At 38.8% G+C, this 16,818-nt stretch carries 16 protein-coding genes, 1 riboswitch and 1 other annotated feature; of the genes, 10 read left to right on the top strand and 6 right to left on the bottom strand.

Annotation, left to right across the window (positions count from 1 at the left end; genetic code table 11):
- Genes menH through HCJ55_RS05520 form a run of 3 tightly spaced genes read left to right on the top strand, consistent with a single transcriptional unit; the run spans nt 1 to nt 3,071 of the window.
- On the top strand, nt 1-828 hold the full coding sequence (gene menH / locus HCJ55_RS05510; protein ID WP_185517380.1) for a 2-succinyl-6-hydroxy-2,4-cyclohexadiene-1-carboxylate synthase: 828 nt from the start codon (nt 1-3) through the stop codon (nt 826-828).
- Nucleotides 825-1,643 (top strand): 1,4-dihydroxy-2-naphthoyl-CoA synthase, encoded by an 819-nt coding sequence (gene menB, locus HCJ55_RS05515; protein WP_008948030.1) that lies wholly within the window; start codon nt 825-827, stop codon nt 1,641-1,643. The genes menH and menB overlap by 4 nt, the downstream gene beginning before the upstream one ends.
- 15 nt (nt 1,644-1,658) lie before the next feature.
- Entirely contained in the window at nt 1,659-3,071 is a 1,413-nt protein-coding gene (locus HCJ55_RS05520; protein ID WP_185517382.1) for an o-succinylbenzoate--CoA ligase, read from the top strand.
- Nucleotides 3,072-3,085: 14 nt separating this feature from the next.
- Here HCJ55_RS05520 and HCJ55_RS05525 read toward each other — a convergent pair whose 3' ends face one another.
- Together HCJ55_RS05525 and yidD are read right to left on the bottom strand one after the other, a co-directional pair.
- The gene (locus tag HCJ55_RS05525; RefSeq protein ID WP_185517384.1) at nt 3,086-4,036 is read right to left on the bottom strand and encodes a metal ABC transporter substrate-binding protein; all 951 of its coding nucleotides are present in this window, start codon (nt 4,034-4,036) and stop codon (nt 3,086-3,088) included.
- A gap of 149 nt (nt 4,037-4,185) precedes the next feature.
- The gene (gene yidD, locus HCJ55_RS05530; protein WP_008948028.1) at nt 4,186-4,452 is read right to left on the bottom strand and encodes a membrane protein insertion efficiency factor YidD; all 267 of its coding nucleotides are present in this window, start codon (nt 4,450-4,452) and stop codon (nt 4,186-4,188) included.
- Nucleotides 4,453-4,525: 73 nt separating this feature from the next.
- Between yidD and ytkD the strand changes: the two genes are divergently transcribed.
- The 3 genes from ytkD to HCJ55_RS05545 are packed head-to-tail and all read left to right on the top strand — an operon-like array spanning nt 4,526 to nt 6,223.
- Nucleotides 4,526-4,999, top strand: coding sequence for an RNA deprotection pyrophosphohydrolase (gene ytkD, locus HCJ55_RS05535; RefSeq protein ID WP_185517387.1), 474 nt, complete (start codon nt 4,526-4,528; stop codon nt 4,997-4,999).
- Nucleotides 5,000-5,049: 50 nt separating this feature from the next.
- Nucleotides 5,050-5,292, top strand: a complete 243-nt coding sequence (locus HCJ55_RS05540; protein ID WP_003762570.1) for a DUF2584 domain-containing protein — start codon at nt 5,050-5,052, stop codon at nt 5,290-5,292.
- Between the two features lie 16 nt (nt 5,293-5,308).
- Nucleotides 5,309-6,223, top strand: coding sequence for an L-lactate dehydrogenase (locus HCJ55_RS05545; protein WP_185517388.1), 915 nt, complete (start codon nt 5,309-5,311; stop codon nt 6,221-6,223).
- Nucleotides 6,224-6,265: 42 nt separating this feature from the next.
- Here the strand turns inward: HCJ55_RS05545 and HCJ55_RS05550 are convergent, their stop codons facing one another.
- Nucleotides 6,266-6,568: a hypothetical protein gene (locus tag HCJ55_RS05550; protein ID WP_008948024.1), complete on the bottom strand. Its 303-nt coding sequence runs from the start codon at nt 6,566-6,568 to the stop codon at nt 6,266-6,268.
- Between the two features lie 184 nt (nt 6,569-6,752).
- A riboswitch (SAM riboswitch) is annotated at nt 6,753-6,861 on the top strand.
- A gap of 107 nt (nt 6,862-6,968) precedes the next feature.
- Here HCJ55_RS05550 and metK point away from each other — a divergent pair.
- Together metK and asnB are read left to right on the top strand one after the other, a co-directional pair.
- Entirely contained in the window at nt 6,969-8,168 is a 1,200-nt protein-coding gene (metK, locus tag HCJ55_RS05555) for a methionine adenosyltransferase (protein ID WP_003733235.1), read from the top strand.
- Between the two features lie 137 nt (nt 8,169-8,305).
- Complete coding sequence (gene asnB / locus HCJ55_RS05560; protein WP_185517390.1) at nt 8,306-10,171, top strand: asparagine synthase (glutamine-hydrolyzing); 1,866 nt, start codon at nt 8,306-8,308, stop codon at nt 10,169-10,171.
- Nucleotides 10,172-10,193: 22 nt separating this feature from the next.
- Here the strand turns inward: asnB and mnmM are convergent, their stop codons facing one another.
- Nucleotides 10,194-10,772, bottom strand: a complete 579-nt coding sequence (mnmM, locus tag HCJ55_RS05565) for a tRNA 5-(aminomethyl)-2-thiouridylate-methyltransferase MnmM (protein WP_008948021.1) — start codon at nt 10,770-10,772, stop codon at nt 10,194-10,196.
- Entirely contained in the window at nt 10,769-11,734 is a 966-nt protein-coding gene (gene mnmL, locus HCJ55_RS05570; protein WP_185517392.1) for a tRNA modification radical SAM protein MnmL/YtqA, read from the bottom strand. The genes mnmM and mnmL overlap by 4 nt, the downstream gene beginning before the upstream one ends.
- A 128-nt stretch (nt 11,735-11,862) precedes the next feature.
- Nucleotides 11,863-12,064 (top strand) — a binding site (T-box leader).
- Between the two features lie 73 nt (nt 12,065-12,137).
- Between mnmL and leuS the strand changes: the two genes are divergently transcribed.
- The gene (gene leuS, locus HCJ55_RS05575) at nt 12,138-14,549 is read left to right on the top strand and encodes a leucine--tRNA ligase (RefSeq protein WP_185517395.1); all 2,412 of its coding nucleotides are present in this window, start codon (nt 12,138-12,140) and stop codon (nt 14,547-14,549) included.
- Between the two features lie 84 nt (nt 14,550-14,633).
- Nucleotides 14,634-14,756, top strand: coding sequence for a hypothetical protein (locus HCJ55_RS13910; RefSeq protein WP_023552395.1), 123 nt, complete (start codon nt 14,634-14,636; stop codon nt 14,754-14,756).
- A gap of 943 nt (nt 14,757-15,699) precedes the next feature.
- Here HCJ55_RS13910 and HCJ55_RS05580 read toward each other — a convergent pair.
- Complete coding sequence (locus HCJ55_RS05580) at nt 15,700-16,284, bottom strand: hypothetical protein (RefSeq protein WP_061388269.1); 585 nt, start codon at nt 16,282-16,284, stop codon at nt 15,700-15,702.
- Nucleotides 16,285-16,818: the final 534 nt, after the last annotated feature.

Genomic DNA, 16,818 nt, shown 5'->3' on the forward strand with positions numbered 1-16,818 from the left:
ATGTTAGTAAATGGTCAACATTACTATCTGAAAAATTCTTTAAGTGGCGATAAACCCGTTTTACTAATGTTGCATGGTTTTACAGGATCAAGCGAAACGTTTCAAAATAGCATTTCCCATTTAAAAGAATGGTATAATATTGTCGCGCCAGATCTACTTGGGCACGGAAAAACAGCAAGCCCAGAAGAAGTGGCGCGCTATTCGATACAAGAAATATGCGCTGATTTGGCCGAGATGTTACATCAATTAAAAATCGCCAAATGTTTTGTGCTTGGTTATTCGATGGGCGGGCGAGTGGCGACTGCTTTTGCCGCCGCGTATCCAGAAATGGTGCGCGGACTTGTATTAGTTAGTAGCTCACCGGGACTTAGGCAAGCGGATGTTCGTGCGAGTCGAGTTCAAGCCGATAACCGTTTAGCAGACCGGATTGAAGCAGAAGGCATCACGTCTTTTGTCGATTACTGGGAAAACTTAGCCCTTTTTAATTCACAGTCTGTTTTGCCAGCTGAACAGAAAAAGCGAATTAGGTCTGAACGGCTAGCGCAAAATCCGCACGGCTTGGCGATGAGTTTACGGGGAATGGGCACTGGAAAGCAACCCTCATACTGGGATAAGCTAGCAGGCTTTACTTTTCCTGTGCTACTCGTTACTGGCGCTTTAGATGAGAAATTCGAGAAAATCGCGCAAGATATGCAACAACTTTTACCAAATAGCACGCATGTTACGGTGCAAGAAGCGGGGCATGCAGTTTATTTAGAGCAACCAAACATCTTTTCAAGTCAGCTTAACAACTGGCTGGAAGTTATTTTAAAGGAGGAAGAAAAATGAGTTTTAATTGGCAAACAGAAAAAGTATACGAGGAAATCAAATATGAAAGTTACGAAGGAATCGCGAAAATTACGATTAATCGTCCAGAAGTACATAATGCATTTACACCAAAAACAGTAACAGAAATGATTGATGCATTTAACTTAGCGCGTGATAATTCAAATCTTGGCGTGATTATTTTAACTGGGGAAGGCGAAAAAGCTTTCTGTTCTGGCGGAGATCAAAAAGTTCGTGGTCACGGCGGCTATGTTGGTGATGACCAAATTCCACGCTTGAATGTTCTTGACTTACAACGTTTAATTCGAGTTATTCCAAAACCAGTTATCGCGATGGTTGCAGGCTGGTCAATTGGTGGAGGAAACGTTCTTCAATTAGTATGTGACTTAACAATTGCTGCAGATAACGCGAAGTTTGGTCAAACTGGACCGAATGTTGGTAGCTTTGATGCTGGTTATGGTTCTGGCTATTTAGCACGTGTTATCGGACATAAGAAAGCGAAAGAAGTTTGGTTCATGTGCCGTCAATATTCAGCGGACGAAGCACTTGAAATGGGCTGGATTAACACAGTTGTTCCAGTAGCAGATTTAGAAAAAGAAACAGTAGCTTGGGCGAAAGAAATGTTACAAAAAAGTCCGACTGCGCTTCGTTTCATCAAAGCGGCGTTCAATGCAGATACAGATGGTTTAGCGGGTATTCAGCAATTAGCTGGTGACGCAACACTTCTATACTATACAACGGACGAAGCAAAAGAAGGTCGCGATGCCTTTAAAGAAAAACGCGATCCTGACTTTGATCAATTTCCAAAATTCCCTTGATTTGAAGGTGTAAAAATGGACATGACAAACTGGCTTCAAAAACGAGTGCGGCTTTCTCCTAACGAGACCGCGCTCGTTTTTGAAGGAAAAGAAGAAACATTTGCGGAAATAAGTGACGCCGTGGAGCGACTTGCAGGGAAATTGTTCGCGCGTGGTATTAGAAAAGACGAGATGGTCGCCTTGCTAGGAAAAAACGACCGAATGACGTTCTTGCTTATTCATGCCTTGCAACAACTTGGCGCTGTCACGCTATTCCTCAATAACCGTTTGACGAAAAAAGAAATTGCTTTTCAACTCGCCAATGCGGAAGTACAACAAGTGATTATGGCCGATTCCTTTGCGGATAAAGTGGCAACTGGAATTAGCTACACCGAATTGCAACAAACAGTCTACATAGCGCCGGCACTGATAGAAATATGGGACTTATCGCGTGTGGCTTCGGTTATGTATACATCAGGGACAACCGGGCAGCCCAAAGGTGTTATGCAAACCTATGAAAACCATTGGTGGAGTACGGTTGCTTCTGTTTTAAATTTAGGCTTGACCGAAAAAGATAGCTGGCTTTGTGCTGTGCCGATTTTCCATATTAGCGGTTTATCGATTATGATGCGCTCGGTGATTTACGGAATTCCGGTATATTTGGAAGAACATTTTAACGAAGAAAAAATCACCCAATTGCTAGAAAGTGGCCAAGTTTCTACGATTTCAGTCGTGACTTCGATGCTTGAACGATTACTGAAAATACACGGAGGTAGCTATCATCCGAATTTACGAACTGTGCTCCTTGGCGGGGGACCGGCGAGTAAGGCTGTTTTGGAAATTTGCAAGCAACGTGATATACCGTTAGTGCAATCATTTGGTATGACCGAAACGGCATCGCAAATCGTCACCTTACCACCGAAAGATGCCTTAACTAAAATTGGTTCTTCTGGTAAAGCGTTATTTCCAGCAGAAGTCAAAATTGCGGATGACGGGGAAATTTTATTAAAAGGGCCATCGATTACGCCAGGATATTTACACAATGATGCTGCAACAAATGCTGCCTTTGTGGATGGCTGGTTTAAAACGGGCGATATTGGCTATTTGGATGAAGAAGGCTTTCTATTCGTGTTAGAGCGTCGCTCGGATTTGATTATCTCGGGCGGAGAGAACATTTATCCAACCGAAATAGAACATGTTATAGCTACTTATGAAGCGGTGAAAGAAGTCGCGGTAGTAGGGAAGCCAGATGACAAATGGGGAAGTGTTCCAGTCGCTTTTATCGTTGCGGAACAAACTTTTGATGAAACGGAATTACGCACCATTTGCCAAACGAACTTAGCTAGTTTTAAAATTCCTAAACAAATAACAATTGTCGACAATTTACCTAAAACAGCTTCTGGTAAAATTCAACGTAATAAATTAAAAGAAAGGCACTCTATTACTTAGAGCGCCTTTCTTTTTTAGTAATTAAGTCCTTCTTTTAAAGCTTTTAAGTTGTCGTTCATGATGGAAAGGTAATCGCGTTGGTTGTCGATATCTTTTTGCGTTAATGTTTCTAAATTATGCAGTGTTAAGGTTTTCGTGTTTGTTTCTTGTTGGATTACATCCGCTATTTTAGAATTCGTGTTTTGTTCCAACATGATATACGGGATTTTTTCTGCTTCGATTTTTTCGACAATCGATTTTAGTTTCTTTTGAGATGGTTCGTCACTTGTTGATACGCCGGCGATGGGGATTTGGTGCAATTTGTATTCTGTTTCCCAGTAGCTATAGGCAGCATGAGCAGTAACGAAATCTTTTTGTTTGGCCTCGCTTGTGACAGTGCGGAAATCTTGATCAAGTGTCTTTAATTTTTCTTCGACAGCTTGATAATTTTTCTCGAAAGTTTCTTTTTGGTCAGGCATTTCTTTGATTAATTTATCTTTGACGACAGTGGCCATTTGTTCCATATAAACTGGATTTAACCATACGTGCGGGTTGATATCGCCGTGTTCGTGTTCTTCTTCGCTTTCATGGTCATGCTCCTCGGCTGCGTCCGGATCTGTTGGTAAATCTAATTTTTCAGCGGTAGGGACGAAAGTGACATGTTCGTTTGCTAATGTTTTTTCTGCTTTATCGACAAATCCTTCCATGCCAAGACCAATATAGAAAAATAAATCACTATCGGCAATTTTCATCATATCTTTTTGTGTTGGCTCAAAGCTGTGAGCGTCTGAACCGGGCGGGTAAATACTGTTAACGTCAACATATTTGCCACCAATTTGTTCTGTTAAATACTGCAAAGGATATACCGTCGTATAAACGGTTAATTTATCACTGTTCGTTTTTGTAGCGCTGCTGTCCGAACAGCCAGTCAATATTAATAAAGCGGATAATAGTGCGGTTAATACGATAAGATAGCTTTTTTTCAATCCATTCACTCCTCTAAATCGAAATTGTTCTTGTTTAAATAATATGCGAATCGTAGTAATTACGATTTATAGTCCGAACTTGATAATACCTTATTCTTTCATAAAAAGCAAGAAAAAAATGAACCGGCGTAAACCGATTCATGCTATTATTAATGATGATGATGCGCTTTGCAGTGATGCTCGGAATCATCGTTTTTATCTTTTTTAGGTGGCACGAAATCCAGCCCGCCTTTATGAAATGGGTGGCATTTAGAAATACGTCTAATCGCGAGGTAGCTTCCTTTTAAAGCACCGTGCGTCTGTATCGCTTCAATCCCGTAAGCAGAACAGGTTGGATAAAAACGACAAGTCGCCGGGGTGAACCGCGAAATATATTTTTGATAAAGTCGGATTCCTCCGATAAGAATTTTTTTCATTAATATTCATCCTCTAAATTTCAGCTTACATACAGCTTACCATATTTTTGAAAAAAGAAAAGGAAGTGAGTTTTTGTTTATTTATAATGATACACTTGGAAACAAAGTGACGATTTATTTTGAAGAACAGCAAATGAATCCGGATGATGTGCTGATTATTCCTAAAATGAAAGATGGCTGGCTTTTTACGGAACATAAAATTCGCGGACTAGAATTTCCTGGTGGCAAAGGGGAGCCTGGGGAAAGTAATTTGGCGGCAGCGAAACGAGAACTCATGGAAGAAACGGGAGCAATTAGTGATGCTTTTTATTTTGTAGCTGATTATTTGGTTGAATCCAAGGAGCGGACGTTCACGAAACGGGTTTACGCGACAAAAATTACCGCCATCGAAACAAAAGCTGATTACTTAGAAACAAAAGGGCCCGTCGTTTTGCGCGGAGCATTGAGTCAATTTATTTTACACCCGGCATTCAGTTTTTTTATGCGTGATGCTGGGATGGTTCAAATTGTGAAACAAGCTGAGCGGATTCTAGCCGATAAAAACTAGTCAAACAGGGGTCAACTCTGCTATGATAAAAGAAAATGGAGGTGGAGAAATTGGGTATGCCACTAGAGGTAAACACAATGATCGTAACAAAAGGAAATGAAAAACGAATTTCTGATAATTTCTTTGAACTTGAAAAAGTAGGGTATCGGATTTATCCAATTGATGTGCCAATCGCAGTTCGTAAAACAAAAGAAGGCGAAACACTTGGAGAAGCAATTCCACGAAAACTCGTATGGGAAAATAATAAAACCATCATTAAATATGAATTAATCGCATTAAATTCAAGTAATTAATTTTGGAGGGGATTTTGTGAAACGCAAAGTAGGAATAATTGGTACAGGTCATGTTGGAAGCGACGTGGCTTTTTCCCTTGTTACTCAAGGGATTTGTGATGAAATTGTTTTAATTGATAAGGTCGAAACAAAGGCAGAAAGTGAAGCGTTAGAACTACGAGATATGGCTTCGATGACGCGTTCTTATACAACTATCACATCGAACGATTGGGATGCGCTGGCGGACGCAGATGTGATTGTGATGGCAGTTGGGCCAGAAACGCTACTTCGGGAAGATCGAATGGAAGAACTTGTTGAAACAAGCAAATCTGTGGCAGAGATTGTACCGAAGATTGTAGCGACGGGTTTTAAAGGGGTTTTTGTGAATATTACGAATCCGTGTGATGTAATTACGATGCTTATTCAGAAAGTTTCGGGCTTTGATCGTTCGCGGGTGTTTGGGACGGGCACATCGCTTGATACAGCGCGAATGAGACGAGTAGTCGGGGAAACGTTACATATTAATCCAAAGAGTGTCGAGGGATACGTCCTTGGCGAGCACGGCGAATCGCAATTTGTTGCTTGGTCAACGGTGAAAATTGGCGGCATTAGTATCGCCGATTACAAAATAACAACACCACTTGATTTACCAGCTTTAAAAGATGCTGTTCGCGGTGGTGGCTGGAATATTTTAACTGGAAAAGGTTGGACGAGTTTTGGGATAGCGACAGCCGCGGCGGGAATTGTGGATGCGCTTTTAACAGATGCTAAACAAGTTTTTCCGTTAGCTGTGTATTCCGAAAAAACAACGACTTACATTGGTCAACCAGCGCTTATTGGTGCAAATGGGGTAATAGCTATTTTAGAACCGAAACTAACTGTAGATGAAGAGGCTAGTTTTGTTGCATCAGCTGAAATTATTAAAAAAGCTTTTCAGTTAATTGAACGATAATTTTTCATAAAAAAAGCTAGCGACATTTACGTCGCTAGCTTTTTAGGCTGTTTTAGCTTTTTTCTTTTGTTTAGGTTTTTTTGATTTTTTGGAAATAAAGCGAACTAGGCTAATGATAAGTGACACAACATATTCACCAAATGAGCCGATAAAAATGGCAATTGCTATTTCTGTTTGGGACATCCCACCGCCGTAAAAGCTGATGAAAAATACCACACCACTTGCAATTAATCCCATTGTTGCTAGGAAATATTTAAACCAATATAAACGAAACACAAAATCAAATAAACATACAACTGCTAAAAACCCAAGAAAAATAATCAAGGATAGCGGAATTAAACTCATAGATACAATCTCCTTTAGTTAAGTAAAACATCTTTTTTATCCATCTATCATACCACAGGTTGGAAATAATGATAAGTGAAAAATAATCAAACGCCATTTTTAAGGGATGGAAATGAATTCAAAACCGAATTATTATTGCATCTGGCCTCAGTTTATGGTATTCTATTTTAGAATTAAAATTTATCTTTCATCCAGAGCGGTAGAGGGACTGACCCTTTGAAGCCCAGCAACCTACACATATATGTGAAAGGTGCTAATCTGTTGCAGGAGTATTATCTTCTGAACGATGAGAGCAAAGGTATAATTATAGCCTTTCTCTATTCGTGCGCGTTTTGTGCAAAATAGGGAGAGGCTTTTTATATGAGACGTATTTGGAGAGAACTAAAGGAGGAAATTAAAATTGGCTAAAAACCGTCATCTATTTACATCAGAATCGGTTTCTGATGGACATCCAGATAAAATTGCAGATCAAATATCTGATGCAATTTTAGATGCAATTATTTCAAAAGATCCGGACGCGCGTGTGGCTTGTGAAACCACGGTGACGACTGGTTTAGTATTAGTAGCGGGAGAGATTACGACGTCTGTTTATGTAGACATCCCTAAAATCGTTCGCGATACTATTAAAGAAATCGGCTATACCCGTGCAAAATATGGCTTTGATGCAGAAACATGTGCTGTTTTAACGGCAATTGATGAGCAGTCACCAGATATCGCACAAGGCGTAGACGAAGCGTTAGAATCCAGAAGTGGCAACGAAATTGACGCTGCTATTGAAGCAATCGGAGCAGGAGACCAAGGTTTAATGTTCGGTTTTGCAACAGACGAAACAGAAGAATTAATGCCATTACCGATTTTCTTAGCGCATGGTTTAGCTCGCAAATTAACCGAATTACGTAAAACAAATAAATTAGATTACTTGCGTCCAGATGCGAAAACACAAGTAACTGTCGAATATGATGAATTTAATCAACCAGTTCGGATTGATACGATTGTTGTTTCAACTCAACATCATCCTGATATCACACAAGAACAAATTGCGAAAGACTTGCACACACATCTTTTCCCAGAAGTGATTGATGCTTCTTTCTTAGATGAAGATACGAAATACTTTATCAACCCAACTGGCCGCTTTGTTATCGGTGGCCCACTTGGCGATGCTGGTTTAACTGGCCGTAAAATCATCGTAGATACATACGGTGGTTATGCACGTCATGGCGGGGGAGCATTCTCCGGTAAGGATCCGACCAAAGTAGACCGTTCTGGCGCTTATGCTGCAAGATATGTTGCGAAAAATATCGTAGCTGCTGGACTTGCTAAAAAAGTAGAAGTACAAGTAGCCTATGCTATCGGCGTTGCGCGTCCGGTTTCGATTTCGATTGATACGTATGGAACAAGTGACTATTCCGAACAAGAATTAATCGATGGCGTAAATGCATTATTCGACTTACGACCAGCTGGCATTATCCATATGCTAGACCTGCGCCGCCCAATTTACCGTCAAACAGCTGCCTTTGGTCATTTTGGCCGTAGCGACCTTGATTTACCTTGGGAAAGAACTGATAAAGCAGAAGCATTGAAAAAATTAATTGTAAAATAAGTCTAACCGAGCATTTCATCTTAGAAATGTTCGGTTTTTTTCTTTCCTAAACAGTGCAAAGAGCGTTTAGTTATGATATGATAGACGTTGTGAAAAAAAGATAAAATGATTATCTATTATAGAGGAGAAATGTTACCATGTGTGGATTTGTAGGATGCGTACATGACCGCATTACAGAAATTACTGGCGCTGATAAAGAAACCTTTAGACAAATGAATAGTATGATTACGCACCGTGGGCCAGATGATGAAGGATACTTCACAGATGATCACGTGCAATTTGGTTTCCGCCGTTTAAGTATTATTGATGTAGAAAACGGTCATCAACCCTTAACGTATGAAAATGAACGTTACTGGATTATTTTTAATGGAGAAGTGTATAACTATGTGGAACTCCGTGAGCAATTAGTTGCTGAAGGAATGACATTTGAAACCGAAAGTGATACCGAAGTAATTATCGCTACATATGCGAAATACAAAGAAAAAACAGCAGAACGCCTTCGCGGGATGTTTGGTTTTGTGATTTGGGACAAACAAGAAGAACTTGTTTACGGCGCACGCGACCCATTCGGAATTAAACCATTTTTCTACGCAGAAGAAGACGGCAAACTGTTCATGGGTTCTGAAAAGAAATCCATTTTACATGCGTTAAAAGAAAAAGAATTAGATGAAGTATCATTACAAAATTATATGACGTACCAATTTGTTCCAGAACCAGATTCCTTAACTAAAAATGTAAAACGTTTAGAGCCAGGACATCAGTTTACGAAAAAAATTGGTCAACCAATGGAAATTACGACTTATTGGAAAGCATCTTTTGCACCAGTAACTAAATCAGAAGACGCATGGATTAAAGAAGTCCGTGACGTAATGTATGATTCTGTTAAAATGCATATGCGTTCTGACGTACCAGTTGGTTCATTCCTATCTGGTGGCATTGATTCATCGATTATTGCAGCAATTGCCAAAGAATACCACCCAGCAATCAAAACATTCTCAGTTGGTTTTGAACGCGATGGTTTCAGTGAAATCGATGTAGCAAAAGAAACAGCGGACAAACTTGGCGTAGAAAACATTAGTTATGTTATCTCACCAGAAGAATATATGAAAGAATTACCGAAAATTGTTTGGCATATGGATGATCCACTTGCTGACCCGGCTGCTATTCCGCTTTACTTTTTATCAAGAGAAGCTCGCAAACAAGTAACCGTAGCATTATCTGGTGAGGGCGCAGATGAACTTTTCGGTGGTTATAACATTTATAACGAACCAAATTCCCTTGCAATGTTTAACAAAATGCCAGGCGTATTTAAATCAATGTTAAATAACTTGGCGCGTATTATGCCAGAAGGAATGCGTGGTAAAAGTTTCTTAGAACGTGGAACAACGCCGATGGAAGAACGCTACATCGGAAACGCCAAAATGTTCACCGAAAAAGAAAAACAAATTTTACTTCCAAAATATCAAGCTGGTCATGATTATACGAACATTACAGATCCATTTTATGCAGAAACAACGAATTATCATCCTGTAGAAAGAATGCAGTATATTGATATTCATACGTGGCTTCGCGGAGATATTCTTCTCAAAGCTGACCGCATGACAATGGCTAATTCACTGGAAGTCCGTGTACCTTTCCTTGATAAAGAAGTGTACAACGTGGCAAGAAATATTCCAGATACAATGAAAACAACCAATGGAACAACCAAATATATCTTACGTAAAGCGGCAGCAACATTTGTACCAGAACACGTACTTAACCGCCGTAAACTAGGATTCCCAGTACCAATTCGTCACTGGTTAAAAGACGAAATGAACGCTTGGGTTAAAAACATCATTAAAGAATCACCAACCGATCATTTAATTAACAAACAATATGTACTAGACTTACTAGACGACCACTGTGCCGGTAAATTCGACTACAGTCGTAAAATTTGGACAGTCGTTATTTTCATGATTTGGTATGATGTATACGTAGCAGACAAATACGATTTTAAAAAATAAAAAGAAAACCTAGACAAAGCGGTTAATTAGCCTGTCTAGGTTTTCTTTTTTCAATAATAATGACAAATGGAGCATCATTTTTTTGATTAATAAATTTGTAAGATAATACATGAAAATTTTGTTGGGGGATAGCTTCGCAAAAAGTCACGACAGCATCTTTTTCTTGTTTTCCAGCAGGGTGACCGTGATAAATAACGAGAATAATGACGCCGCCAACTTCGAGCAGCTCCATTAAATGGCCAATGCTTTCTAGCGTAGAATCAGCAGTTGTTGTAATTTCTTTGTCGCCACCAGGTAAATAACCAAGATTGAAAATAGCGGCACGAACCGGTTTGGATGTATATTCCGGAATGCGCGCATGGCTAGCACATACGAGTTCTACTTGCGAACTGGCACCCGCATTTTCTAACCGAGTGTTCGTCGCATCAATCGCCAGTTGCTGAATATCAAATCCAAGCACATGTCCATTGACGCCGACTAGTTCTGCTAGCAGAAGTGTATCATGCCCATTACCACAAGTCGCATCCACCACGTAATCTCCAGAACGAACTACTTTTCGGAGCGTATCATGTGCGAAGGGGAGAATGCCGCGCAAATTCATTTTGCATTCACTTCCACAGGTTGATACAATTTCCCTTGCCAGCTATCTCTTCGTACCAATTCCGCGTCAATCGCATTCAGAACTTCAAATTTATTCAAACTCCAAACTGGTCCAATCAAATCATCCACGCCACCATCACCTGTAATTCGGTGAATAACCATTTCTGGTGGTAAGATTTCGAGTTGATCAGCTACTAAGTTCACATAACCATCACGCGTTAAAAATTCTAAGTCACCTTTTTTATAATCTTCTACCATCGGCGTTCCTTTTAATAAATGAAGTAAGTGAATTTTAATACCATCCACGCCACTTTCTACTACTTTCTGCGTTGTTTCCATCATCATTTCCGGCGTTTCTTTTGGAAGACCGTTAATAATGTGAGTACAAATGCGGATATTATGTTTTTGGAGTTTACGCACACCTTCTACATAACAATCATAATCATGTGCCCGGTTAATTAATCGCCCAGTTTCATCATGAGCGGATTGTAAACCAAGCTCCAACCATAAATAAGTACGTTCATTCAACTCAGCTAAATATTCCACCACATCATCTGGCAAACAGTCCGGTCTTGTCGCAATCGAAAGCCCAACTACACCCGGCTCATTCAAAACAGTTTCAAATTTCTCACGTAACTCGGCAACCGGGGCATGTGTATTCGTGAATGCTTGGAAATAAGCGATACATTTCCCATCTTTCCATTTCGTTTGCATTTTGTCGCGAACTTGCTGGAATTGCACCTTCAAATCAAGCGCGCGGTTGCCGGCAAAATCCCCAGAACCTGCCGCACTACAAAATGTACAACCGCCGTGCGCGACCGTGCCGTCACGATTCGGACAATCAAAGCCGCCATCAAGCGCCACTTTATACGTCTTTTGCCCAAATTCCTCGCGCAAGCAGTAGTTCCACGTATGATATCTTTTATTATCATTACTATATACAAATGGATTCGTTTGTTTCACTAGTTTTAGACTCCTTCAAATGAAATTCTCCATTCATTTTAGCACATTTTAGTAGGAAAGTTAGATAAATCTTCAGAGCGCTTGCTAAAAAAATGAAATTCAGCTACAATAAAACTAATGAATTTTGCGAAATAGCGATGAATTGGAGTAGTAATCTGCATATTTTGGTGTGAAGAGAGCTGACGGTTGGTGCAAGTCAGTCACAAAATCCGGATGAACTTACCATGGAGCTTGGGTGTATCCCCGTTTTCCGCGTTAAGGAATTGATAAGTTGAGTGGTCAAACACTAATGTGGGTGGTACCGCGGGAGAAGCATCTCTCGTCCCATGGCGATAAGCCGTTGGGATGTAGGGGTTTTTTTGTAGCCAAAATTCGATATTTTAAGGAAAAGAGGATGAGTAAAGTGACATTTAATCATAAAAAAATGGAACCGAAATGGCAACAATATTGGAGTGAACATAACACTTTCAAAACAACCGAAGATAAAAATAAAGAAAACTTCTATGCACTTGATATGTTTCCTTACCCGTCTGGAGCAGGTCTTCACGTAGGACATCCAGAAGGTTATACAGCAACTGATATTTTGTCTCGAATGAAACGGATGCAAGGGAAGAATGTACTTCACCCGATTGGTTGGGATGCATTTGGCCTTCCTGCTGAACAATATGCGATTGATACTGGTAATGACCCAGAAGAATTCACCGCACTTAATATTGCGAACTTTACTCGCCAAATTAAATCACTAGGTTTTTCCTACGATTGGGATCGCGAAATCAATACAACAGATCCTGAATATTATAAATGGACCCAATGGATTTTCGAAAAACTATATGAAAACGGCCTAGCTTATGAAGCAGAAATCGCTGTAAACTGGTGCCCAGAGCTTGGTACTGTTTTAGCTAACGAAGAAGTTATCGATGGCAAAAGTGAACGCGGTGGCTTCCCAGTTTTCCGTAAACCAATGCGCCAATGGATGCTTAAAATTACTGCATACGCGGATCGTTTGCTAGATGACCTTGATCTAGTAGACTGGCCTGAGAACATCAAAGACATGCAACGTAACTGGATTGGTCGTTCTGAAGGAGCAGAAGTTACTTTTAAAATCAAAGGTAGCGATGCAACGTTTAACGTCTTCACAACACGCCCAGATACTCTTTTTGGCGCAACATATACGGTGTTTGCACCTGAGCATGAACTTATCGAAAAAATCACTACACCGGAGCAAAAAGAAGCAGTAGAAGCATATAAAAAACAAGTAGAATTAAAAAGCGAACTAGAAAGAACCGACCTTGCAAAAGATAAAACAGGTGTCTTCACTGGTGCTTATGCAATTAATCCAATCAACGGCGAAGAAGTGCCAATCTGGATTGCTGACTATGTATTGATTCAATACGGAACAGGCGCAATTATGGCCGTACCAGCACATGACGAACGCGACTTTGAATTCGCGCAACAATTTGGTTTGAATATTCGTCCAGTACTTGAAGGCGGCGACGTTACAAAAGAAGCATTCACTGGCGACGGACCACATATTAACTCCGATTTTTTGAACGGACTAGCTAAAGCAGAAGCGATTACCGCTGCAATTGATTGGCTAGAAAAAGAAGGTATCGGCAGCCGTAAAATTACCTATCGTTTGCGCGACTGGTTGTTCAGCAGACAACGCTATTGGGGTGAACCAATTCCAGTTATCCACTGGGAAGACGGCGAATCGACACTTGTTCCAGAAGAAGAACTACCACTACTTCTGCCGAAAGCAACGGAAATCAAACCATCAGGCACAGGCGAATCACCACTTGCCAACTTGCATGAATGGGTAAACGTAACAGACGAAAATGGCCGTAAAGGTCGCCGTGAAACAAATACCATGCCACAATGGGCTGGCTCAAGCTGGTATTTCTTGCGTTACATCGATCCAAAAAACAGCGAAGCAATTGCTGACAAAGAAAAACTAGCAGAATGGCTTCCAGTTGACGTTTACATCGGCGGGGCAGAGCATGCTGTGCTTCATCTTCTTTACGCACGTTTCTGGCATAAATTCTTGTACGATATCGGTGTAGTTCCAACAAAAGAACCTTTCCAAAAACTGTTTAACCAAGGAATGATTCTTGGTGAAAATAACGAAAAAATGTCCAAATCAAGAGGCAATGTCGTTAACCCTGATGAAGTAGTAGAAAAATACGGCGCAGACACACTTCGCTTGTATGAAATGTTCATGGGACCACTCGAAGCTTCGATTGCTTGGAATGAAAATGGACTAGAAGGTGCGCGTAAATTCTTAGACCGTATTTGGCGTTTGCTAGTAACTGAAGAAGGCACACTCGCTGAAAAAGTGACAACTGATGCGAATGCTAATTTAGAAAAAGCGTATCATCATATGGTGAAAACAGTTACGAATCATTACGAAAACCTGCGTTTCAATACCGGGATTTCGCAACTGATGATTTTCATCAATGAAGCATATAAACAAGATACAATTCCAAAACAATATGTCGAAGGTTTCGTTCAACTCTTGTCACCAATCGCACCACACCTTGCAGAAGAATTATGGGAAATCCTAGGTCACACCGAAACAATCAGCTATGTAGCTTGGCCAACATACGACGAAACAAAACTAGTAGAAGATGAAGTAGAAATCGTACTTCAAGTAAACGGCAAAGTAAAAAGCAAAATCACTGTTGCCAAATCTCTAGGAAAAGAAGAACTAGAAAAAATTGCACAAGAAGACAACAAAATGAAAGAAAACCTAGAAGGCAAAACAATCCGTAAAGTGATTGTCGTTCCAGGGAAACTTGTAAATATTGTTGCGAATTGATTATAGAAACTGCTGGCTTTTCGCTGGCAGTTTTATTTATGAATATTTTTTGAATAATTACGGAAAATGGAGTGCAGTAAATTAATGAGTAATGGCAATATTATCAATCGAACAGAAGGTATGTCAAATGATTTATTAAATCAGAGAAAAATGGCTCAAGTAGTATTAGCAAATCCGGAATTTACAACTAGTGGCCTCGATTCATAAGTTAAATCAGAAAATAAATACAATCGGGGCAGTAATCAGCTACTTAGATGACCTAAGAGGGATTGTTATTGGAGCTTTACTTATCCCACTAATCGTACAGAATGAATGGCTTTCTTAGGTCGTCGGATTAGTTGCAGCATATTTAGGTGGATTCAATTTAACTTATTACTTTTGAACACTAAAAGACGCTATGAATATCGCAGAATTGAAAGTTAACCCAAAAATAATAAAAATCATCATAATTTTAAATAACATTTGATGTTTATTGCAGTTATTGTTTGGCTACATAAAATTCTTAACTTTAAGTGACGGAATGTTTATTTAACCGGTATAACAAATAGAGTAACTTTTTTATCAGCAAGAATAAAAAAGGATATTTATAGGGAGTGTAAGCAATGATAAAAACTGTAAATAACATTGACTGTATTAAAACGGTTCAAAAGTAAATTTGTTTTTTGAGTGATTTCAACAATTAAGCTATATTTCAAGATTAAAAATAAAACCGAAACTTTCCAGAAGAGATTACTTGGAAGAATCTCTTTTTTGTAAGACTTGATGAAAAGCAAGGCTTGATTGGTTAGTAATGGAATATACGAAAATACTAAATCAAATATATGAATTGTACCAAAATGTTTTGGCGAATTGCTATATTAAACAAAAAAATGTTAGTGTGATGTTGGATCTTTCCAATGAAATTATATAATTAAAAAACGGCTGTCTTAGAATTAGCAATGAGACTTAGCATTATGGTTAAGAAAAACAATTAAAAATACCGGGAAATGACTTTGTTTAGATTTATAATAACTGTTACATTACTCAGTGATTTCTTTGAAGCTGAGAATCATAGTAGGGTAAAAGTTTATTTATATTGTTTGATTCTCGGTATATTAAGTAGTATTTTGATTGTGTAAATATTTCGTGGGATAACTTGACTAAAGAAGACTTAATCGAAAGACTTTGAAAACTTTTTATATAAAGCTTTTTGATAGGATTGTTCGATTTTGTGTCTAGGTTGGGATAAAAAATAGTTTATATGTATTATCGCAAACGGGAAAGCTAATACAAGCGAAGTTGTTGATTCTTTAAACAGTTCACCTGCTGTATTAGAGTCGGGTGAAATCGCAAGAATTGTGGCACCGAGAAGTGCAAAGATTAGTGAGCTATGAGAAATTTGACGCTTGATTACTTCTAGATTATCCGTACAAAAGGATGCAAGAAGAAATATATCATATTTAGTTTTAATGTCTTCTTTTTTAAACAAGTCAATAGAATACTTAAAAAAAATTTTTTTTGAAACATGACGAGAAATTATAAAGGTAATTAAAATAAGGAAAAAACAAAGAAAAAAATAAAAAAAGTAAGTAATTGAAAAAGGAATTTTTTCTAATAGGGTGATTATACACATTAGGATAGCTAATCCTACTATATAACTGCCCATAATTATCAATAATAGAGTTCCTATGGTCGAAATAATAAATTTGACTTGTAGATTCAATTGATACTGCATTTTAGTGAGAAAATTTTTCATGATAAACCTCCAAATGTGAAAAGATGTATAGTTAATTTATCATACCTACAAAAATGAATATAAGTCAAATAAGGAAAGGTATTTAGACAATAAAATAAAAGAATTTAAGTTGAGAACAGCATGGTGGGTAGATGATAATTTGTCCACACTTCTAAAATATTATATTTGTTTGCTTATACCTCCAATTTGTGTAAAAAGTGTCGCTGATTTTGTTGTTTTATAGCATAATTAAAATCACCTGTTTAATAGAGCCATTTTTATTTGCGTAGTATGTTTTTGTGTATGAGAAATTGAAACTTTTATCGCAAATAAGCGAGAAAATAGTTTCTGTACACCGAACGCTATCGTGTTAATAACGAAAATGGCGTTCGGTGTTCCGGCAATATTCAGTTGTAATAATCTTCAATTTACACTAGTATAGATTTTAGGAAGTTTAACGCAATAACTTGCAACTTTAACTCTATTATGCTATATTTATTGTTAGTGTTAAATCACACACGCACGGTGACAGACTGAGAAGGTGCTTAACGACTT

The sequence above is a fragment of the Listeria marthii genome (assembly GCF_014227425.1).
Taxonomy (GTDB): Bacteria; Bacillota; Bacilli; order Lactobacillales; family Listeriaceae; genus Listeria; species Listeria marthii.